23 protein-coding genes are annotated in these 22,575 nt (G+C 38.8%); 8 read left to right on the top strand and 15 right to left on the bottom strand.

Translation table 11 applies throughout. The annotated features are described in order from the left end of the window. The first annotated feature begins 11 nt into the window (after positions 1–11). The 3 genes from I2F17_RS05695 to I2F17_RS05685 are packed head-to-tail and all read left to right on the top strand — an operon-like array spanning position 12 to position 984. Positions 12–362, top strand: coding sequence for a hypothetical protein (locus tag I2F17_RS05695; protein WP_211139298.1), 351 nt, complete (start codon positions 12–14; stop codon positions 360–362). Positions 363–370: 8 nt separating this feature from the next. Next, positions 371–640, top strand: coding sequence for a hypothetical protein (locus I2F17_RS05690; RefSeq protein WP_196422364.1), 270 nt, complete (start codon positions 371–373; stop codon positions 638–640). 29 nt (positions 641–669) lie between these two features. Then, a complete protein-coding gene (locus I2F17_RS05685; protein WP_211139297.1) occupies positions 670–984 on the top strand; it encodes a TusE/DsrC/DsvC family sulfur relay protein in 315 nt (104 codons plus the stop codon). Positions 985–996: 12 nt separating this feature from the next. Here I2F17_RS05685 and I2F17_RS05680 read toward each other — a convergent pair whose 3' ends face one another. After that, a complete protein-coding gene (locus tag I2F17_RS05680; protein ID WP_235985923.1) occupies positions 997–1,461 on the bottom strand; it encodes a hypothetical protein in 465 nt (154 codons plus the stop codon). 121 nt (positions 1,462–1,582) lie between these two features. On the opposite strand from I2F17_RS05680, the gene I2F17_RS05675 reads away from it, so the two are divergent. The 4 genes from I2F17_RS05675 to accC all read left to right on the top strand — a co-directional run bounded on the left by I2F17_RS05675 (position 1,583) and on the right by accC (position 5,488). Then, positions 1,583–3,022, top strand: coding sequence for a coniferyl aldehyde dehydrogenase (locus I2F17_RS05675; protein WP_328705920.1), 1,440 nt, complete (start codon positions 1,583–1,585; stop codon positions 3,020–3,022). 185 nt (positions 3,023–3,207) lie between these two features. Continuing rightward, positions 3,208–3,645, top strand: a complete 438-nt coding sequence (gene aroQ / locus I2F17_RS05670; RefSeq protein WP_196422367.1) for a type II 3-dehydroquinate dehydratase — start codon at positions 3,208–3,210, stop codon at positions 3,643–3,645. A gap of 31 nt (positions 3,646–3,676) precedes the next feature. Continuing rightward, positions 3,677–4,102 carry an acetyl-CoA carboxylase biotin carboxyl carrier protein gene (accB, locus tag I2F17_RS05665; RefSeq protein WP_211139295.1) on the top strand — a complete coding sequence of 142 codons (426 nt, stop codon included), beginning with the start codon at positions 3,677–3,679 and terminating at the stop codon, positions 4,100–4,102. Between the two features lie 15 nt (positions 4,103–4,117). After that, on the top strand, positions 4,118–5,488 hold the full coding sequence (gene accC / locus I2F17_RS05660; protein WP_196422369.1) for an acetyl-CoA carboxylase biotin carboxylase subunit: 1,371 nt from the start codon (positions 4,118–4,120) through the stop codon (positions 5,486–5,488). Positions 5,489–5,735: 247 nt separating this feature from the next. Here the strand turns inward: accC and I2F17_RS05655 are convergent, their stop codons facing one another. The 6 genes from I2F17_RS05655 to I2F17_RS05630 form a co-directional block, all read right to left on the bottom strand. Beyond that, positions 5,736–5,975, bottom strand: a complete 240-nt coding sequence (locus tag I2F17_RS05655) for a hypothetical protein (protein WP_196422370.1) — start codon at positions 5,973–5,975, stop codon at positions 5,736–5,738. Positions 5,976–6,145: 170 nt separating this feature from the next. After that, on the bottom strand, positions 6,146–7,231 hold the full coding sequence (gene aroC / locus I2F17_RS05650) for a chorismate synthase (protein WP_196422371.1): 1,086 nt from the start codon (positions 7,229–7,231) through the stop codon (positions 6,146–6,148). A 15-nt stretch (positions 7,232–7,246) separates the two neighbouring features. Further along, positions 7,247–8,245 carry a 50S ribosomal protein L3 N(5)-glutamine methyltransferase gene (gene prmB / locus I2F17_RS05645; RefSeq protein WP_211139314.1) on the bottom strand — a complete coding sequence of 333 codons (999 nt, stop codon included), beginning with the start codon at positions 8,243–8,245 and terminating at the stop codon, positions 7,247–7,249. 123 nt (positions 8,246–8,368) lie between these two features. Continuing rightward, the gene (locus I2F17_RS05640) at positions 8,369–8,695 is read right to left on the bottom strand and encodes a hypothetical protein (protein ID WP_196422372.1); all 327 of its coding nucleotides are present in this window, start codon (positions 8,693–8,695) and stop codon (positions 8,369–8,371) included. 37 nt (positions 8,696–8,732) lie between these two features. Beyond that, positions 8,733–9,347, bottom strand: coding sequence for an HAD family hydrolase (locus I2F17_RS05635; RefSeq protein WP_211139294.1), 615 nt, complete (start codon positions 9,345–9,347; stop codon positions 8,733–8,735). A gap of 3 nt (positions 9,348–9,350) precedes the next feature. Continuing rightward, positions 9,351–10,550, bottom strand: a complete 1,200-nt coding sequence (locus tag I2F17_RS05630; RefSeq protein ID WP_211139293.1) for a DUF1615 domain-containing protein — start codon at positions 10,548–10,550, stop codon at positions 9,351–9,353. A gap of 169 nt (positions 10,551–10,719) precedes the next feature. On the opposite strand from I2F17_RS05630, the gene I2F17_RS05625 reads away from it, so the two are divergent. Next, positions 10,720–10,938, top strand: a complete 219-nt coding sequence (locus I2F17_RS05625; protein ID WP_196422375.1) for a hypothetical protein — start codon at positions 10,720–10,722, stop codon at positions 10,936–10,938. A gap of 30 nt (positions 10,939–10,968) precedes the next feature. Here I2F17_RS05625 and proB read toward each other — a convergent pair whose 3' ends face one another. The 8 genes from proB to I2F17_RS05585 all read right to left on the bottom strand — a co-directional run bounded on the left by proB (position 10,969) and on the right by I2F17_RS05585 (position 22,573). Next, the gene (proB, locus tag I2F17_RS05620) at positions 10,969–12,108 is read right to left on the bottom strand and encodes a glutamate 5-kinase (RefSeq protein WP_196422376.1); all 1,140 of its coding nucleotides are present in this window, start codon (positions 12,106–12,108) and stop codon (positions 10,969–10,971) included. Between the two features lie 17 nt (positions 12,109–12,125). Further along, a complete protein-coding gene (gene cgtA, locus I2F17_RS05615) occupies positions 12,126–13,340 on the bottom strand; it encodes an Obg family GTPase CgtA (RefSeq protein WP_196422377.1) in 1,215 nt (404 codons plus the stop codon). A gap of 121 nt (positions 13,341–13,461) precedes the next feature. Next, positions 13,462–14,400: an EamA family transporter RarD gene (gene rarD, locus I2F17_RS05610; RefSeq protein ID WP_196422488.1), complete on the bottom strand. Its 939-nt coding sequence runs from the start codon at positions 14,398–14,400 to the stop codon at positions 13,462–13,464. A 73-nt stretch (positions 14,401–14,473) separates the two neighbouring features. Then, positions 14,474–15,031, bottom strand: a complete 558-nt coding sequence (locus I2F17_RS05605) for a lipocalin family protein (RefSeq protein ID WP_211139292.1) — start codon at positions 15,029–15,031, stop codon at positions 14,474–14,476. A 43-nt stretch (positions 15,032–15,074) separates the two neighbouring features. After that, positions 15,075–17,090, bottom strand: coding sequence for an excinuclease ABC subunit UvrB (gene uvrB, locus I2F17_RS05600; protein WP_196422489.1), 2,016 nt, complete (start codon positions 17,088–17,090; stop codon positions 15,075–15,077). 179 nt (positions 17,091–17,269) lie between these two features. After that, the gene (locus I2F17_RS05595; protein ID WP_196422379.1) at positions 17,270–18,016 is read right to left on the bottom strand and encodes a YebC/PmpR family DNA-binding transcriptional regulator; all 747 of its coding nucleotides are present in this window, start codon (positions 18,014–18,016) and stop codon (positions 17,270–17,272) included. Positions 18,017–18,180: 164 nt separating this feature from the next. Further along, positions 18,181–21,330, bottom strand: coding sequence for an efflux RND transporter permease subunit (locus I2F17_RS05590; protein ID WP_196422380.1), 3,150 nt, complete (start codon positions 21,328–21,330; stop codon positions 18,181–18,183). Beyond that, positions 21,320–22,573, bottom strand: a complete 1,254-nt coding sequence (locus I2F17_RS05585) for an efflux RND transporter periplasmic adaptor subunit (RefSeq protein WP_211139291.1) — start codon at positions 22,571–22,573, stop codon at positions 21,320–21,322. Before I2F17_RS05585 ends, I2F17_RS05590 begins: the two co-directional genes overlap by 11 nt. Between the last annotated feature and the right edge of the window lie 2 nt (positions 22,574–22,575).

Below are 22,575 nucleotides of genomic sequence, written 5' to 3'. Positions count from 1 at the left end.
GTGATTCTCTCATGAAAAAAATTCTTGTTGTATTCAATCAAGCCAACGTCACCCAATTACAAACGATTGAAAGCATATCGGCCACGTTGGTTTTTGCAACCTTTGGGCATGAGGTCAGCGTATTACTTCAAGATGCTGCACTTAGCTTACTTCACCCCAAAGAACGTTTTAATATGCAACAACACGCATTTAAATTAGCAAACAATTTACTAGATAGCTTTGATTTATATGATATAGAAGATATATATATCGAACAGCAACAACAAGAACACTTATTTGTACAACACAGCACGATCAATGTGAAGCCTATTGTGTTTAACGCATCATTTATTGATTCATTTGATCAAGTCATTTATTGGTAAGCTTACATATGCAAAATTCAACCTTATTTTTAATTCAAAGTGATTATGCCAATACACCTATACAATTACAGCGTCTCGGTGCGTTGTTAAAAGAACATGATCACATTGTCGTTATGGGTGAAGCCATACTACACCTCCATTTAATACCAAGCACACATCCAATCTATGTCCTTGAAAATGAGAAAATACTTCTTCATACAAATCAATCTCAAGTGATCAACTACACAGAATTGGCAGATTTGATTTTACAGCATGAGAAAGTCATACGAATTTCGTAATTCAAGTTTTAAAAAGAGGTAAATTTATAATGAATGTTGCATCAACATTAGATAAAGATGGTCACTTAATTGACCATACACAATGGAGTACGGAAATTGCACAAACACTCGCAGAGAATCTAGAACTTCAATTGGAGGATTGGCATTTGAATGTCTTGTACGCAGTAAGAGCTTTCTATGAACAATATGACCATGCACCGAGTACAAGACCACTGATTAAATTTTTATCTAAACGAGATGAAAGTATAAACAATGCCATATTACAACAACGTTTCAAGACAGGTTTAGTTGCACGAGAGTTATGCAGACTTGCAGGCCTACCCAAGCCTGCAAATTGCCTCTAGTATAGATACGCTTTATGGTAGAACGCGTCTCAAACCAACGACACAACTACGACTTTCATTAGAGCTACAAAACTGAATATTATTAGTATCTCGCCAACGTACATAATATTGCATAACGTCATTACTTACAGCACTCACTTTACCTGAACAATCTGGCTGTGCATTATTTGAAGTCATTTGTAAAGCAAGCCCTGCAACAGGCCCATTGTCTGCAGGGGGTTGATACTCATACAAACCCGTAGACCACTCTTGATTGCTATTGACCACCACTTTATTATTTTCTTTAAAGTTATAGTATTCAGCACACTGACTGTTTGGAATGGCCATCACCCACAAGCCAGAAATCACTGGGCGCTGAACAATTGAAATCGAATTATCTGCCTTCACTGCTTTGGTTTTCGTTGGTGTAGTTGGTTCTGTTGCAAACACTGTCATTGAACCAAAAAGCAATATGCTTGTGATAAATAGTTGCTTCATATAAGCCTTTTATATCAAAATCAATCTAATTACAGAAACTTAGCATAAATTAGCCTGCAATATTGTTTATTTTTATATCTATCATTGATCAACATCTAACTTTGTTTCATAGTACTATACCATAAAACCTTTTGGTGAGATGAACATGAAAAATCAAGATGAGATTAAGAAATTACAACAACAGTTCACACAACAACAAAACGCGTATAATGCACAACCCTACCCAACAAGCCATGATCGTAAAGAATGGCTCAAACAATTATTTACACAGTTACAGCAACAAGAAAGTGCCTTTTGTAATGCACTTTGTGAAGATTTTTCACATCGTAGTACAGATGAAACACGAATTGCAGAAGTTATACCTAGCTTATCTGCCATCAAATACTGTATTAAACATGTCGAAGAATGGATGCAACCAAGCAGTAGAAAAGTCAGTCTACTGTTTCAACCTGCAAAAGCATACATCATGCCACAACCGTTAGGCGTGGTCGGTATTATGGTGCCATGGAACTATCCTATTTTTTTAGCAATCGGCCCTTTGTGTCAAGCACTTGCTGCAGGCAATCGAGTGATGCTAAAAATGAGTGAATTTACACCTCGATTTGCCCAACTATTCCAACAAGTGATTGAAGAATCTTTTCCAAGTGATCTCATTCATGTCACTACAGGTGATGCAGATATCTCACAGGCTTTTTCACAACTGCCATTTAATCACTTATTCTTTACAGGCTCTACCACTGTAGGAAAGCACGTCATGCGTGCAGCCGCAGAGAATTTAACACCTGTTACACTCGAACTTGGTGGTAAATCACCTGCTTTGATGGCACAAGATGCTGATTTTGACGAAGCTATTCAACGTATTGCTTTTGGTAAAACCATGAATTCAGGACAAACCTGTGTTGCTCCCGACTACGTTCTTGTACATACATCTCAAGAACAACAATTTATTGAAAAATACCTTTTGGCTTTACAAAAATTTTATCCATCTATTGAGCATAACCCTGACTACACGGCGATTGTTAGTCAAAAACAATTTGAACGATTAGAACGCCATATTGAAGATGCCAAGCAACAAGGGGCCACCATACATACCATGTCAGGACAAGCCTCAGGCCGTAAGCTTGCACATTGTGTGATTCAAAATCCAACATCAGACATGACGGTCATGCAAGAGGAAATTTTTGGACCCATTTTACCCATCATTACCTATGTGAATATAGATGAAGCAATACACTACATTAATCAACGTAGTCGTCCGTTAGCACTATATTACTTTGGCTTTAACCCTAAACAACAACAGCATGTTTTAAAGCATACCCATAGTGGTGGTGTGTGTCTCAATGAAACATTAATGCATGTAACTCAAGAGGACTTACCTTTTGGTGGTGTAGGTGCTTCAGGTTTAGGAAGTTATCATGGGATCGAAGGGTTTAAACGATTTAGCCATGAAAAATCAGTATTTGCTCGTCCAAAGCTTAGTTTTATGAAAGTGATCTATCCACCTTACGGACAATGGTTGCAAAAAAAGCTATTTAAATTTTACTTTAAGAATAAAGCCTAAATAAAAGTTGGCACTTTTTAACATTGCCTATTCAACAAAAAGTTAGCAAGATATGCGCAATATTTTATATTGCGCCCAATATCTCATGCCATAAAAAAGCATAAAACATGAAAGATATTGGATTAAATGAACAAACATTGCAAAGAACTTGCAAAAATGGCGATCTGTTGCTCAGGATAAATAACATGCATTCTCATATTCTTGTGATACATGGGCCCAACCTCAATCTATTAGGTCAAAGAGAGCCAGATGTATATGGTCATTTAACACTCGACAATATTAATCAAGAACTCATACAACAAGCAAAACAACAATCTTGTCAGCTCAGTCACTTTCAAAGTAACGCAGAATTTGAAATTATTGATCAAATTCACCAAGCTGTTCAAAACAAGGTTGAATTTATTATTATTAACCCTGCCGCATTTACCCATACATCTGTAGCCATTCGGGATGCACTTCTTGGCGTTAACATCCCATTTATTGAAGTACATCTTTCCAATGTACACACTAGAGAGCCTTTTAGACACCACTCTTACTTTAGCGATAAAGCCAAAGGCGTGATTTGTGGCTTAGGGGCTTATGGCTATACAGCCGCTTTAAATTATGCGATTTCAACACTTTAGTTTTTCACTTTAAATAAGGAATATTCAGACCATGGACATTCGCAAAATCAAGAAATTGATCGACTTAATGATCGAATCTGACTTACAAGCCATTGAAGTCAAAGAAGGCGATCAATCTATTGCTTTAACCCGCCGTAGCCCTGAGCCAATTTATACCAATGCAGTTGCAGCGCCTGTAAATAGCACTGCATCAACAGCACCTGTGGCCAAAGTATCACGCGGTAGCGTTGAAACTGCACCCATGGTTGGAGTATTTTATGCAGCATCTAACCCTGGCGAAAGCCCATTTGTACAAGTTGGACAAACTGTATCTGCAGGTGAAACTTTGGGTATTATTGAAGCCATGAAAATTATGAACCCAATCGAAGCGACACAAAGTGGTGTTGTGGAAGAAATTTTAGTCAAAAATGGTGAAGTCATTGAATTTGGTCAGCCATTATTCCGTTACCGCGCCTAATTACGGAGTGTGACCATGTTGCAAAAAGTATTAATTGCGAACCGAGGCGAAATCGCACTGCGTATCACTCGAGCGTGTAAAACACTCGGTATTAAAACCGTTGGTGTCTACTCAGATGCAGATAAAGATCTCATGCATCTGCGTTTTGTAGATGAAGCTGTCTGCATTGGACCGGGTGCAACCAGTGAAAGTTACCTCAATATCCCTGCATTACTCACTGCAGCAGAAGTAACTGGAGCGGATGCCATTCATCCGGGATATGGATTTTTATCAGAAAATGCAGAATTTGCAGAGATGGTTGAAAGTTCAGGGTATATTTTTATTGGCCCAAGACCAGAACACATTCGCCTGATGGGCAACAAAGTTTCTGCCATTACTGCAATGCGTAAAGCAGGTGTACCGACTGTGCCGGGTTCACAACACGCTGTAACGCCAAGCAATGCAAAAGAAGAAGCCGCGAAAATTGGCTTTCCTTTGATTGTAAAAGCCGCTTCAGGTGGTGGTGGGCGTGGTATGCGTATTGTAGAACGTATCGACACTTTACTTGAATCTGTACAAGCAGCACAACGTGATGCAGAAATGTGGTTTGGTGATGACACCGTTTACATGGAGCGTTTTTTACAAACACCTCGCCATGTAGAAGTACAAGTACTTGCCGATGGTAATGGTCATGCCGTTCATCTCTATGACCGAGATTGTTCATTACAACGCCGTCATCAAAAAGTACTCGAAGAAGCACCCGCACCTGGGTTACCCGAACAAGCACGTGCTGATATTTTACAAGCATGTGTCACTGCATGTGAATTAATGCAATATCGTGGTGCAGGAACATTTGAGTTTTTATTTGAAAATGGCGAGTTCTTTTTTATTGAAATGAACACTCGTGTACAAGTAGAACACCCTGTTACAGAAATGGTCACAGGTATTGATATCATTGAACAGCAATTACGTGTCGCTGCAGGATTAGGCCTAAGCGTACAGCAAGATGATATTCAAATACAAGGTCATGCCATCGAATGTCGTATCAATGCCGAAGACCCAACCACTTTTATGCCATCACCGGGTAAAATTGAAACGTTTTATGCACCGGGTGGTGCAGGTATTCGACTAGACTCACATATTTATCCAGGTTATAAAATTCCACCGTACTATGACTCAATGATTGCAAAACTCATTGCACATGGTAAAGATCGTAAAACATCTTTAGCTCGCATGCGCCAAGCACTTGATGAAATCATTCTTACTGGCGTAAAAACAAATATTCCTTTGCATAAAGATTTAATTTTGCAAGATGAGGATTTTTGTGAAAATGCCATGGATATTCATTACCTAGAAAAACACTTGTTACAGCAATTAGTGACACCTAGCTCTGGTACACCAAAGTAAATAGATAAAAAGGAAGTGAAATCACTTCCTTTTTATGTCTTGTTCGATCACAGTTTGTGAAACCATATCACCACTCATAGCAACGATAAATACAAAATCGTTTCTAACCATGTTATTTCATGCTGACTTATATATATTTTAATATAGCGAAACTCTTAAATGAGTAGTACGTAAATATTTTAAAAGGTTTGTGCGGTACTCATGAAAAAAGTCATCAGCTACATCACAACTTTATTCAAATTTACATTTATTCTATGGGTACAACTTTAATAACGATGGTTTGAGACTCAATCGCATCATGCTCATCATAAATTTTCTTTCGATTAAGTTCTTTCGATAATACTTTAAAAGACCTGTGTTGATATTCAATCTCTGTTGCAATCTCATCAAAATAATGACTTGATGCATCAATTTCATCCTCATACAACGCATGGCCTAATTGATATTCTTTGCTTTTCAGTAAAATATATTTAACGACTGTTTTCACATGTTTATCCTGTATTTCAATGGCTTTTCTCTTTATTTTTAACAGCTTTTATCATAAAGTTAAAGCCTATCCATTAAATTTCATACATCATGAGCATTAAGTCAGCTCATTCAAATAAAAAAGCGCCACTACAGAATGACGCTTTCTTTATACAGCACAATAAAATGCATCTAAATGGGTTCAAATGGTGCAATTACATCTGCATTTTGTGCGCGGTGACGTAAAAAATGATCCATCAGCACTATCGCCATCATCGCTTCTGCAATAGGTGTCGCTCGTACACCTACACATGGATCATGACGACCTTTTGTCAGTACTTCAATATTTTCACGCTGTAAATTAATGGTTTTGCCATTGGTGGTAATACTCGCAGTCGGTTTTAGTGCAATCGCTGCTCGAATTGTTTGTCCCGATGAAATTCCACCCAACACACCGCCTGCATGATTGGCTAAAAACCCTGAATTTGATAATTCATCACGTGTTTCGTGGCCAAACTGTCCTGCAACGGCAAAGCCATCTCCAATTTCTACACCTTTCACTGCATTAATACTCATTAATGCATGGGCAAGGTCTGCATCTAAACGATCAAAAACAGGTTCCCCCCATCCCACAGGTACATTTTCTGCTAAAATTTCTAATTTTGCACCACAACTCGTTCCCTGCTCACGCAAAGAAGTAACCAATTTTTCAAACCGTGGTACGGCGTCAATATCACCACAAAAAAATGGATTTTGATCAACGTATTTCCAATCTAATACATTGGCAATTTCATTACCAATTTGAGTCACATGGCCACGAATTAAAATACCAAACTTTTCAGCTAAATATTTTTTAGCAATTGCACCCGCTGCCACTCGCATGGCTGTTTCTCTAGCACTTGAACGACCACCACCACGATAATCACGAAAACCATACTTTTGGCTATAAGTATAATCTGCATGACCGGGTCTAAATGTTTGGGCAATATTGCCATAGTCTTTAGATTTTTGATCCGTATTTTCAATTAACAGCCCAATAGACGTTCCTGTTGTTTTTCCTTCAAATACACCTGAAATAATTTTTACTTGATCTGGCTCTTTGCGTTGGGTCGCAAATTTTGATGTGCCCGGCTTACGGCGATCTAGATCTTGTTGTAAATCTTGCTCAGACAAGATCAGACCCGGTGGAACACCATCTACAATCGCCATCAAGCCTAAACCATGTGACTCACCACACGTGGTTACACGAAATAACTGACCAATTGAGTTACCTGCCATCGTCACACTCCTTGTTTATACGACTAAAGATGCTTGAAAGGTTTCTTTATACTGACGACACTGCGCAGCGGTTAACGCAAAAATACCTGATCCACCTTTTTGAAACGTTAACCAATGAAAATCGACATGGTTAAAATTTTGACGCATCGCCCATTCTGAATTACCGACTTCAATCACAATCAAGCCATCTTCAGTCAAATAATCTGCAGCCTGTGTAAGCATTTTACGAACTAGATCTAAACCGTCTTGCCCTGCAGCCAATGCCAACTCAGGCTCATGTAAAAACTCATCCGGCAAATCGGCCATATCTTCTGCATCCACATAAGGTGGATTACTGACAATTAAATCATACTGATTTTCAGTCGGAATTTTATCAAATAAATCTGACTCAAGAAGCGCAACTTGATATTGCTTATGATGATGCTCTACATTTAAAGCAGCAACTTCTAAAGCATCTCTAGATAAATCTGTGGCATCAATTTCAGCCTCAGGAAAAGCATCTGCTAGTGCAATTGCAATACATCCTGAACCTGTGCACATATCTAAAATACGTTGTGGCGTTTTACTTGCTTTTGTTGGGTGCGGTAAAGCATTTAAATCTTCACGCATAACCCCTTGTTCATCTAGGAAATAAGGCGCAAAACGTTGCTCAATTAACTCTGCAATTGGCGAGCGTGGAATCAGTACTCGCTCATCGACATAAAATGGTTTACCACAAAAATAGGCAAGGTTAAGTAAATATGATGTTGGAATACGTTCGTTAATACGGCGCTCAAATAATGCTAGAACCTCTGTTTTTTCACTTGGCAGTAGTTTTGCATCTAAAATTTCTGCATTGGCTTCCCAGTCGAGTGCCAATGTTTGTAAAACCAATGCTGCACTTTCTGCAAAAAAGTCTTCGGTACCTTGGCCTAGATGAGCATCATACTGACGTAATACGGTGACGCCAAAGCGAATGAAATCTCGTATTGTTATTAAATGCTCAGCCGCTTCTGTTAAATGTTGTGAACTCATGGTCAAACGTTGATCCACGCACTACTCCATCAATATAGATAAAAACATAGGCTATTCTAACGTGTTTTATCTCTATTGATAACGCTTAAAGTCACAGCAAACAAAATAATCACAACACTTTGATTATGATGAAACAACAAACCCAACATAACGTTTGTAATCTGCAACACCCAAATTCATGGTGTATATCATAAGAGTGTCCAATGACGAGGCTTGTATCTGTTGCCACACATTTAAATCATGATCGTGTATTTCATCTACTGTCACTTTCAACGTATGCTCAAAGCGATCTGAGATATATTCAAACCCCAAATCTAATGCAATAAATGCAGTATGCTCACACGGCTGTATATACTGTGTTTGAGCCCAATCGAGCACAGCATGTTGGCACTGTGGGCATACAATGTTAGGTTGTGTTTGTTCTTTTAGGTCAATGATATGATAGCTCACTATGTTGTCCTTATATTGATATAATTTTATACTTAGGCTATTTGGATGTACTTAAGATAGGCAATGGATCTTTTCCATACATACAAGGCTGTGTAGCTAAAGACAACATTTCTGCATCTTCGTATGTATTACCATAAGCATAAATCTGTGAATACGCACGAGTATCATATTTCTGTTGTATACGGCGTTTTTTTTCTATGCCACTACAATCTGCTGTTTTATAAAACCCCGTTAATCTACCTTGTTGAATATCCACCTCTGAACTAATCAGATCCACGTTTAAAAGATCACACAACGGTTTTAAATACATATCTAAAGAAGCCGAAACAATAACTACATCATGCCCTAAGTGCTGGTGTTGTTTTAATTGTGCTAAAAGTTGTGGGTTTAAGTATTGTTGTAATACGCGAGTATAACCTATAGCATCATGTCGAATATGTGTAATGTCCTTATCATAGAACATATTATAAAATAGCTTCTTTCTCATTTTATCTGCAGGATATAAACCTAAATAATAGTGATTAACCCACGGTAAAATAGAAAGACCTGTTTTAAAGACATAACGGGCTTTAAAAGTATAAAAGATAAATCCTGTAAAGCTATCTTTAAGATATAACGTCCCATCAAAATCAAATAATGCTAACGCCTTCATTGTTTAACGTCCCGACCTTGTGCGTTGCATACACGATAAATAACGATTATTCACTTTTGAGGCATACCAATTAGTATTGTAATTTTTACTTAATTTTGGCCCTGAAATTACGACCTCTGGCATAATGGCATATACCAAAGCTCGACCAAATTTTTGTTTATACAAAATTTGTACCTCTTTATATGTCTGTGTCTTTTCAAAATCGACCGTCTTTTCTTGCTTTAAATCACTGCGTATCTGTTTTGGAGACAGTTGTATTGCATGCTCTGTAAACAAATGCTGAATTGCAAGTTCAGATTGACTACGATCAGACAATACATTTTCATTTTTATCGTATAACAACAAGTCACCATCGAGTGAAAGTGTCATCTTGGTCAGTTTGGTCAGTGCCTGTTGAAACGATGCATTACGGCTTGAATATATTCCTGAATTGTAATCTGCAAAACGATACAATGGCTTTGAATAATTGGCCTGATATAACATCAAACGATGTATTCCATAATACAATCCCCCATACTGTGTATACAAATCATCTCTTAATTCATAAATATTCATACGGCTTCGTTGATGATCTTGTGCATAATTAATTAACACCTGCATGGAACCCAATGTGGTAATTGGATTCATACGCTCACCGATATCTTGACCTAACAGCTTTGCTGCCCCCGTGATTGCACTCACATGATAATGCTTGGTCATGTAATTAAATATTTCTCGATACAAAATATCTAAGTCTTTTTCTGTTTTTACTTTTCTCATTTGTGCCAAGTAATTGTTTTCTGCACTAGGTTGTGTTTTTAGGACATTTAGAAAATACTTTGCAACAGGTTCACCCAAACGGTCACCCAGTTTATCCGCAAATTTTCCCTCTAAACGATGATTTACTTCTTTTACTGCTTTTTCACCCAAGTTAGGCACTTGTGGATTAGCAACAAAATTAGATTCCTGATCTACAATCGCAAGAATACTACACACATTGGTTTTATTTTTTTCAACCTGAAGTGTGTCCATAATACTATAAATATCGTTAGCCCAAGAATCTCGATCACGTACTCGTGAGGGAATAAGATTTTTAATATTTCTTTGCGTTAAAATGGGGGTATCTTCATCTTCTAATGCGACATTGTCTTTAGTACAAGAGACTGCGCCGATACATAGCATAACTATCGTACAAGTACGCAAAAAATTGGGGTAATGTCGCATAGTAAAACCTAATATACCTAAAAAAATAAGTACCGAATAATGGCTGCGAATTGTAAGATCTTTTCATCTAAAAGTATATTTTTTAACACCCAATAATGATGATTTTTTTATTCCACAAAGTTAATTTTATTTGTATATTAAGTGGTTTATATATTTATTATTTTTCGCTATGAAATTACACTTCTGCCCTAAAAAACAACAGATTTTAATTCAACAAAAAAAAGGGGATCGGATTCACGAACACGATGTAACCTATGACAGTCTATTACTCACAGGTGCATTTATTTCTATGTGTCATGATGGCGCTGTTACCATTCATGGACAAGATGGCGAGCCTATTTTTGATATAGAAGTGAAGTATCACCCAAAAAAGAAAGACGCCGAATAAAATGGCGTCTTCCCCTCAAAACATCAACAACTAATAAATAACCATTTGATCACGATGAATCATTTCTAAAGAGCGTAAAACATCTGCTCCAAGAACCTGCTGTACTTTATCTGTTGCAAGACCTTTAACAATGTCTGCATGCTGAGCATTGAAGTTTACTCGCCCTACAGCCACACGTTGCCCTTGTAGATCTACACACTCAACCACATCGCCTCGTTCAAAATGCCCGCGCACGTGCTGAACCCCTACAGGCAGTAAGCTACGATGTTGTGCTTTAATGGCTTTAACTGCACCGTCATCTATTACCAAAGAACCTGCTGTTTGTAAATGCGCAGCCAACCACTGTTTGCGTGCGGCAAGCGGATCGCCATCTACGACAAACAATGTACCCAATTCTTCGCCTTGCATTAAACGAACTAACACATTTTCACGGTCGCCACTGGCCACAATCGTGTCACAGCCTGAACGTGCTGCAAGTCTTGCAGCACGCACTTTCGTGACCATACCACCGCGACCAAGTGAACCACCATCACCTGCCATATTAAACAGCTCATCATCTAAAGCAGGCACAGTAGACAATAACTTAGCATCTGGATTATGACGTGGATCTGCATTAAACATGCCTTGCTGATCGGTCAGTATGACCAATAAATCTGCATTGACTTGGCATGCCACCATAGCGGCTAAAGTGTCGTTATCACCAAATTTGATTTCATAGGTAGATACAGTGTCATTTTCATTAATGACAGGAATAACTTTCCAATCAATTAAATGTTGTAAAGCATCACACGCATTTAAGTAACGTCTGCGATCACTAAGATCATCGTGCGTAAGTAGTACTTGGGCTGTTTTGATCTGATGTTGATCCAATACACTCGACCACGTTTGTACTAAACCCATTTGACCTAATGCAGCACAAGCTTGCAGACTAGGAAGATCAGTGGGTCGCTCCGCAAGTTTCATTCGCACCACACCTTCTGCCACTGCACCTGAAGACACTAAAATAATTTGGTGCCCTGCTTGATGCAATTGTGCAATTTGATGTGCCCAATGAGAGATTGCTTGAATGTCTAAACCACGCCCGTTTGCTGTAAGCAACGATGAGCCTATTTTAACCACTATGCGTTGACAACGTTCTAACTGACGTTGCCCATCTACGACCTTAATCATGATCCCCTCAATCTTACTTAACGTACGTAATGTACTTCCATTTCACCATCATCTTCGTCATCTTCATCGTCATAATCATCACCTAAATCAGCCATACGTTGTGCTTTACGCATTTGACGATAGGCTTCTTTGGCAGCCAATGTTTGCTCACGAGTTTCTGCTTCTAATTGATCACGGAATGCTTTCATTTCACGTGCATATTCTGGATCTTCTTTTTCTCGCTCTTGTTGCTGTTCAATTTGATCCATCAAATAGTATACAACGTCTTTAGTTCCTTCAGACATGAGCCCAGATGTTCTAAATACAGGACCTGTCCACGCAAGTTCTGTCAGTAAATGTTCACACCATTCGTCTTTTGCAGTACTTTCAAGCTGATCAAGCTTATTTAGCACTAAAACCACAGGAAGTTGTGACAACGTCGGCGAAAATTTTTCTAATTCATTTAAAATTGCTTTTGCATTATGTACAGGGTCTGAACCATCAATAGGTTGTACATCTACAATGTGTAATAAAATACGCGTACGTGCTAAGTGTTTTAAGAAACGAATTCCTAAGCCTGCACCTTCAGCTGCCCCTTCGATCAGACCTGGAATATCTGCCATCACAAATGAACGATGGCTATCTGCATCAACCACCCCTAAATTAGGAACCATGGTTGTAAATGGATAATCCGCCACTTTCGGTTTCGCTGCAGAAACTGCGCGTATAAATGTAGATTTACCTGCATTTGGCATACCAAGTAAGCCGACATCTGCTAAGACTTTTAATTCAAGACGAATTTCACGAAACTCACCTTTAATACCTGTGGTAAATTTACGTGGTGCACGGTTTGTAGATGATTTAAAATGTGTATTGCCTAAACCACCATCACCACCTTGTGCAACAAGGTAACGTTGACCACTTTCAACAAGATCCCCAATAATATCACCAGAATCGGTATCTACAATGGTTGTCCCAACAGGTACGCTCAATACAATATCGGGCGCACCACGGCCGGCACAATTCGCACCCGATCCATTTTTACCACGCTCTGCACGAAAACGGCGTGTATAACGGTAGTCAACCAGTGTACTGGTATTATCATCTGCTTGAATGTATACGCTACCACCACGTCCACCATCGCCACCATCTGGCCCACCAAAGGGTACAAATTTTTCACGGCGAAAACTGGCTACGCCATTGCCTCCGTCGCCAGCCTCTACGGTAATGACTGCTTCATCAACAAAACGCATGTGCCAATCCTTTAAATATGTAAAACAACTGTGTATTGTCGCATATTGTACCTGATTTCATATAGAGTTATATGCACTATTGTTGAGGTATACGCATACTATTTACACGAACATCTGTTTTTTAAAGAGATTTTGTATTGGCTTTGGTTGATTTTTTAATTTTATTGGCCCACAACCTTTGTTGCTGACGTTTTTGATACAAATAATAGATGCCCTCTAGCATTAAAAGAACAACCGCAAACCAAATGGGTGCATACCCCCAAATTTGTGCGGTTGTCAACTTTTCACCAATCGCCAAAGAAGCCAACGCCAACAATACAGGCTCCAAATAGCTTAATAAGCCAAACAGAACCATAGGCAAATAACGACTTGCCAAAATATAAGAACCTAAACCAAGAGCACTTAAAATTCCCAAACCTGCAATTACCAGTATGAGCTGTGGTTGATCAATAAAGGTCGACCATGGCTGTGCCCATGTAGAGACAAAATATAGTGCTATCGGTAAGATCAGTAAATTATCAAACCAAAATCCACCTAAATGATCTGTTTTTATCGCCTTTCTTAAAAAGAAATATGCCGCATACCCTACCGCAACCACGATAGTTTCCCAAGCAATACTTCCGACTTGCCAAATTTGAATCACCACGCCTAATATGGCAAAGGCTACAGCAACTTTTTGTAAGTATGATACTTTTTCTTTATAAACAACAGAGCCCACTAACACCAAAACTAACGGTAACAAAAAGTAGCCTAAAGAAACCTGCATACCTCGACCATGCATCGGTGCCCATAAAAACAACCACAATTGTAAGCCACCTAACAAAGATGTTATTAACATCGCCAATATCAGTATAGGGCGTTGGCGTATACGATGAATCACTTCCTTAATACGTTTGATGTCTTTAGTCAAACACATAAATAACGTAAGAAATGGCAATAAAGAAATCATGCGCCAACCAAATGCTTGTGAGCCATTAAACATGTGAAGTAACTGACTATAAAAATACAATACGCCAAACATACTTGAGGCAAGTACAGAAAACATAATTCCTTTAACCACACTTTTCCCCATAGCTAACATCATTGAGATGTTTTAAATATTTTAAAATGACTAAATGCAACGATGCTGAGTCTTAGTGTTCAGTTTGTAACGTCGGTTTAAAGTCTGACACATCATAACCAATGTGTTTGGCATATTCTAAATAAGCTTGCCAAACAGTATCAGAAATATGAGTGGTTCTGGCCAATAACCACAAATATTTTCGTTCTGGATCGCCAACCAATGCTGTTTGATATTGTTCATCTCGCTTTAAAACCCAATAATCGCCACGCCCTACAGGCAACCAACGAATGGCTTTAGGCAAAAAGCTAACTTCTAGTTGGCTATTGTGTGGTGGGTTTAAAATATATGCTTCACCATTCGCTAAGCTTCTTTGTTTATCTTGCGTAGTACAACTGTTTTCTACACTCAATGTTCCTTGCTCAGTGAGCGAATAATTCGCCTGAACATCTTGTACACATCGACGTTGGAAAAACATTGGTTTACGTGCGATTTCGTACCATCGACCAAGATATTGTTTTACATTTACCGTATCTACAGCACGTATTGGTGGTAGAGTTGCGCTATCTGCCATGACTACATTACATTGTAATGACATCAAAATGGCAAGGAAAAAATATTTTAATTTCATGACAACCACCCTATTTTCAATATAGTCAATCGTTTATATTAGATTACTGTAGTGCATACGATTTTAAACGTGAAATTTCATCTCTTAATCGTGCAGCAGTTTCAAATTGTAATTCTCTTGATGCCTTAAGCATGTCTTTTTCAAGTTTAGCTAAATGTTTTGCAAATACCTTCGGATGTGCAAGCATATACTGTTCATCTGCACTTAAGCTCGTATTTATCGTGACAATAGGGCTTTCTTCATCGGTAAGGTCTTCACCTGCATCTAACTCTTTGACCACTTGTCGAATTGCACTTCGCGGAGTAATGCCGTGCTCAAGATTAAAGGCAATTTGTTTCGCTCTACGGCGATCCGTTTCATCAATTGCTTTTTGCATAGAATCCGTAATACGATCTGCGTATAAAATTGCTTTTCCTTTGACGTTACGAGCTGCTCGACCAATGGTTTGTATGAGTGAGCGTTCTGAACGCAAGAAACCTTCTTTGTCTGCATCAAGTATAGCCACCAAAGACACTTCTGGCATATCTAAACCTTCACGAAGCAAATTAATACCAATCAATACATCATAAATGCCACTGCGTAAATCATGAATAATTTTTACACGCTCAACGGTATCAATATCTGAATGTAAATAAGCAACTTTAACCGAATACTCTTTTAAGTAAGAGGTCAAATCTTCAGCCATTCGTTTGGTTAACGTGGTGATTAAAACACGTTCATTATTGGCACTACGCAAATTAATTTCAGACAACACATCATCTACTTGCGTGAGTACAGGTCGAATTTCGATTTCTGGATCTATTAGGCCGGTGGGTCTGACCACTTGTTCAGCGATTTGTTCTGATTTTTCAAGTTCATATTTTGCAGGGGTTGCGCTAACAAATAATGTGGTCGGTATAATTCGTTCCCACTCTTCGAATTTCATTGGTCGATTATCTAAGGCACTCGGTAAACGGAAACCATAATTGACTAAATTTTCCTTACGTGAGCGATCGCCTTTATACATTGCGCCAATTTGAGGCACACTCACATGCGACTCATCAATAATCAATAAAGCATCTTCAGGAATATAATCAAATAATGTAGGTGGTGCTTCTCCAGCTTGACGACCTGATAAATGTCTAGAATAGTTTTCAATACCATTCGAATAACCAAGCTGTTGTAACATCTCTAAATCATAACGAGTTCGTTGTTCAATCCTTTGAGCTTCTAATAATTTATTTTCTGCTGTGAAATGTGCAATCTGCGCTCTTAATTCAACTTTTATAGTGTCAATTGCACGCTGTAAGTTGTCCTTAGGCGTAACATAATGGCTTTTCGGATAAATAGTAATACGTGATACCTTTTTAACCATTTTTCCATTAATTGGATCAAACCAACGAATCGAATCCACTTCATCATCAAAAAGCTCTATACGCACAGCATGCTGATCAGACTCTGCAGGGAAAATATCAATAATTTCACCTCGTATGCGATATGTACCTCTCAAAAATTCGAGTTCATTACGCATGTATTGCATTTCGACCAAACGACGAATAATCTCATCGCGATTAATTCGATCGCCTTGCACAACATGTAATAGCATTTGCATATAAGCTTGCGGGTCACCCAAACCGTAAATTGCAGATACAGATGCAATGATAATGGCATCTTTTCGCTCTAACAATGCACGTGTTGCAGACAAACGCATCTGATCGATGTGATCATTAATTGCTGAATCTTTTTCAATAAAGGTATCTGACGATGGGACATAGGCTTCAGGTTGGTAATAATCGTAATAACTGACAAAGTATTCGACCGCATTGTATGGAAAAAATGATTTAAATTCGCCATAAAGCTGTGCGGCAAGTGTTTTATTGTGTGCCATGATAATAGTCGGGCGTTGAGTTTGAGCAATCACATTGGCCATAGTGTACGTTTTACCTGAACCTGTAACACCAAGTAGTAATTGATTTTTCAAACCACGCTCAATGCCCGATACAATTTTTTTAATTGCTTCAGGTTGGTCACCTGCAGGTTGATATTCGGTTACAAGATCAAAAGGCTGTTCGCTCAAAATATTCTCTCAATTTATTGTCTAAGTTTGTTATTGCTTTATATTAGGCTCATGAGTGTATGAATCAAGCATAAAATGTAAGTGAGTTGATCACAACATAAATAGATATCAAAAGATATAAACCTAAAAAAGGTGGGCTAACCCACCTTTTATCGATCATTTTGAAGATTTGCGCTTAATTTTTAATCAAGCTGTTCTAAAATATGATCTGGAATATCTACATTGGTATACACATTTTGTACATCATCTAAATCATCAAACATATCAATCATTTTTAAAATCATTTTTGCTTGATCAACATCTGTGATTTCTGCTTTGGTCGATGGGCTCATAACAACTTCGGCATTGTCAGATTTTAAACCTGCCGCAGCAAGCGCATCTTGCACATCACCAAAACTTTCTGGTGTGGTAATCACTAAAATACCATCTTCAGCCACTTCAATATCTTCAGCACCTGCTTCTAATGCAGCTTCCATAATTTGATCTTCTAAAGAAACATCTTCAAAAGAAATTTCACCACGTTTGGTAAATAGATATGCTACCGAACCTGAAGTACCTAAATTACCATTGGTTTTAGTGAAACAGTGACGTACATCAGGTACAGTACGATTGAGATTATCCGTCATGGTTTCTACCAGTACGGCTACACCACCTACCCCATATCCCTCATACGTCACTTCTTTTAAGTCATCGTTATCTTCACCACCTGCACCACGAGCAATGGCACGGTTAATGGTGTCACGTGTCATATTCACTGACAATGCTTTTTCAACCACTGCACGTAAGCGTGGGTTAGCTTGTGGATCTGGTCCACCTAATTTTGCCGCCGTGACCAATTCACGAATATATTTGGTAAAAACCTTACCACGACTTGCATCTTGTTTTGCTTTACGATGCTTAATATTGGCCCACTTAGAATGACCTGCCATGCAAAATGCTCCTAAAAGATTGGACGTATGCCATATCAAAAGACGCGCAATTCTAACATAAGGCACAATTTTAAAAAAATGGCCTTTACGATTTTTATGCCGTAAAGACCATTTTTAATACAATTTAAATCGACTAAACCCGATTTAAATACAGTGAATTTAACTTAAGCAGATGTTTCTTTATGATTTAACCAGCGGTATACCACAGGTAATACAATTAAAGTCAGTAAGGTCGATGACATAATCCCACCAATAACCACTGTAGCTAAAGGTTGCTGTACTTCAGCACCCGTGCCTGTTGCAATAGCCATAGGAATAAAACCAAACGAAGCCACACATGCAGTCATAAGTACAGGGCGCAGTCGTAAAATTGCACCTTGCCATGTTGCAGAAACAATGTCTTGCGTTTGACGTAATTCCTTAATAAAACTTAACATGACTAAACCATTCAGCACGGCCACCCCTGACAGTGCAATAAAACCAACACCTGCAGACATGGACAGTGGAATATCTCTGAGCCATAACGCAATTACGCCACCTGATAGCGCAAAAGGGACACCCATAAAGACAAGCAGGCTTTCTTGTACACGTCCAAATACAGCCATTAACAATGCAAAGATAAGCACCAATGCAATCGGTACCACAATTTGCATACGTTGTGTCGCAGACTGTAAGTTTTCAAACTGTCCGCCAAAGCTCATCCAATAACCAACAGGTAATTTAGTCTCAGACAAACGACTTTGGACTTCTTCCACAAATGAACCTAAATCGCGGTCTCGAACATTCGCAGAAACAACAATACGGCGTTTTCCATCTTCGCGACTAATTTGGCTGGCTGCTAAAATTTCATTGACTGTTGCAATATCTTTTAAAGCCACCAAACCACCATTTGGTAATTGCACAGGTAAATTTTTCAATTGTTCAGGACTTTGCATACTTGGATTTAAGCGTACAACGAAGTCAAAACGGCGATCGCCTTGTAAAATTTGTCCAACCGATTGTCCTCCTACACTCAAGGCAACAAGGTCTTGAATATGTTTAACAGAAACACCGTATTGCGCAGCAGCTTGATGGTTAACCTCAACATTAAGCATCGGCAATCCTTGCGTCTGCTCGACTTTTACCTCACTAGCACCTGGAATATTTTTGAGTTGCTTTTCGATTTTTTGTGCTTCTTGTGCCAAAACATCTAAGTCATCACCAAATAATTTAACACCAATGTCACTACGGATCCCTGAAATTAGCTCATTAAAGCGTAATTCAATCGGTTGTGAAAACTCATTGGCATTACCAGACAGTTGATCAACATCTTTCATCATTCGCTGACGTAAATCAGATAAACTTTCTTTAGGGTTTGGCCATTCCTTATGTGGTTTAAGTAGCACAATACTGTCTGAGATATTTGGTGGCATAACATCTGTTGCCACTTCCGCAGTACCTGTTCGAGCAAAGATTGCTTTTATCTCTGGAAAGTTTTTAAGCAAATGCTGTTCTACTTTTTCCTGCATGAGTAACGATTGTTCAATACCCGTACTTGGTGAACGCATAAATTGTATTGCAAAATCACCTTCACTCAGTTTCGGTGTAAACTCGCTTCCCATTTTCACAAACAACATGCCTGTCACACAAAGTATTGCAACGATTCCCGCAAGTAATACCCGTTTATACGCATAGCAAACATCTAAACCACGCTCATATTTGCTTTTAATATAATGCATCCAACGACTTTCTTTTTCCTGCACACGACCTGTTACACATAATGCAACCATCGCAGGTACAAAAGTCACGGACAAAATGATCGCTGCAATTAAAGCAAGTACCACAGTCATCGCCATAGGGTGAAATAATTTTGCCTCTACACCTGTCAGTGCAAAAATAGGAATATACACCACCATAATAATCAGCTGACCAAAAATCAAAGGTCTGCGGGCTTGTTGTGCGGCTAAGAATACTTCCGTAAAACGTTCTGATTTTGTCAGTAATCGCCCTTTTTGATGTTGTGCTGTTGCTAAACGCCGTATACAGTTTTCAACAATTACGACAGCACCATCAACAATAATTCCAAAGTCTAATGCACCTAAACTCATGAGGTTAGCACTAATTTTTTGCTCAGCCATTCCTGTTAAGGTAAATAACATCGATAGTGGAATAACACAGGCCGTAATTAATGCAGCACGTAAGTTTCCTAAAAAAATGAATAAAATGGCAATGACTAAAATGGCACCTTCAATTAAGTTTTTAGCCACTGTTTTGATGGCTTTATCCACCAAACTGGTTCGGTCATATACTGTATCAATCACAACACCATCAGGTAAAGTTCCCTGAATTTCTTGCATTTTTTGATGTACTTTTTGAGCAACACTACGACTGTTCTCACCCATCATCATCATGGCAATACCAAGTACGGTTTCTTGCCCATTATATGTTGCACCACCTGTGCGCAAGTCATGCCCAATTGCAACAGTCGCGACATCAGCAACACGAATAATAGCGCCTTGCTTTTGCTCCACCATAACATTTTCGATATCGCTCAAACGATTTAAAGTGTTAGGAACACGCACTGTGAGTTGTTGACCATTTTGTTCAATAAAACCCGCACCACGATTTTCATTACTTACTTCAAGTGCTTGCAACAAAGTTTCTAACGAAACATTCAATTGCTGTAAACGCTGTAAATTTGGCGTCACAATATACGTTTTATTGTAACCCCCAATGCTATTGACTTCTGCAACCCCTGCAACACGCTGTAGTTGTGGTCGAACAATCCAGTCTTGAATTTCCCTTAAGTCTAACGGTGTATATGCCTGACCATCTGGTTTTTTAGCATTAGGTTCCGCACGCACCACCCACTGATAAATTTCACCTAAACCTGTAGAAATCGGAGACATTTCAGGTTCAACCGATTTAGGCATTTCTTCACGTGCTTGTTGCAATCGCTCATTAATTAATTGTCGAGCCCAGTAAATGTCTGTGCCATCTTTAAACACAACAGTAACTTGTGATAAACCATAACGTGACACTGAGCGTGTTTGTTGTAAATTAGGTAAACCCGACATCGCAGTTTCAATCGGATAAGTGATCCGCTGTTCTGTTTCTAATGCCGTAAAACCTTTAGCTGAACTATTAATTTGTACCTGTACATTGGTAATATCAGGCACAGCATCGATGGATAGTTTTTGGTAACTTAAAATACCCACCACAATCCAAATAAACGTAAACAACACCACCCATAAAGCATTTTTTATAGATGCTTGAATAATTCGGTCAAATAGCCCTTGTGGTTTCGGTAAGTCTTGGTCTGTTTTAGTGTGCATGGCCGGCCTCTGATTTTTCCATTTCAGATTTCAAAACGAAGCTACCTTGAGTCACATAACGCTGTTTTTGCGTGAGTCCAGATTTCACTTCGATCCATTTTTGATCGCTTGATGTTGCGCCAAGGTCTACAGGTTGAGGGGTAAATTGCAATTGCCCTTCTTTTTCCTGTACCACAAAGACAACGGCTTTCCCTTCAACCTGTTGCACTGCCGATTTTGCAACACGTGGTACAACAACCTCATCATTGTTACTAGCTAGCCAAACATTAACCATCACATTAGGCTTTAAAATTACAGATGAGTCTGATACTTCAGCCTGTATTTTTAATTGTCCTGTCGTTGTATCTGCTTCAGGTAATATGCGCTTAACAACTGCTTGAGAAATCACATCTGACTGTAACGATTGGAAATTAATTTTCTGCTGTGGGCGAACAATGACATTGCTAGGTAAAATAAACTCAAGCCATAAACGACCTGTTTGATCAATCGTCACCAATTGATCTGTCATTTGAACGTACTCTCCAACAACAAGATCTTTTTTAGACACCACTCCATCTATAGGTGATGAAATCGCATAACGTCCTTGGGCATGTACTCTTAAACCCAATGCCTTAAACTTGCTTTGTAATGCTTGCACTTCAATTTCAGCACGTTTAAATCCATTTTGTGCACGTAAATAGTCTTGTTTTGCCGATACACCCTGATCAAATAAAGTTTTCTCACGTAAATAGTCTTGTTTTGCAAGCGCTAAGTTTTGAACAGCAATATCTAGATTGGCTTGCTGTTCAATTAAATCAGGTGCATAAATGGTCGCGATAACTTGTCCCTTTTTCACACTTTGGCCCAATACAACATTGACCTGTTCCACACGTCCTGCATAACCAGAAGAAATATGCGCCTGTTGGTCTAAATTGCTCACAATCTTCGCAGGATAGCGCTGTGTTGCACTGATTTTTCCTTCATCAACTTGAGCAAATTGAATGCCCTGTTCCGTTGCTTGAGTTGCAGACATTTTGATGGCTTCTTCAGATTCTTCTGTTTCATCATGCTCACCTTCACCTTCTGAATGCTCATGCTCATCTGCAGTTTTACTTTCTTTTTCTTTCTCTGAGTGCTCATGATCTTTTTCTTCGCCATGCGCATCTTTATCAGATTTAAAGAATAATCCTAGTGCAATACCTGCCGTAACCACAGCTAGAATTAAAACCCACACCCATTCCATACGTTTTTTTTGTGCACTCATGA

The organism is Acinetobacter baretiae, from assembly GCF_015627105.1.
In the GTDB taxonomy this organism is placed as follows: domain Bacteria; phylum Pseudomonadota; class Gammaproteobacteria; order Pseudomonadales; family Moraxellaceae; genus Acinetobacter; species Acinetobacter baretiae.
Note: the sequence above shows the minus strand (reverse complement) of the source record. Positions and strands in the feature narration are given on the sequence as shown.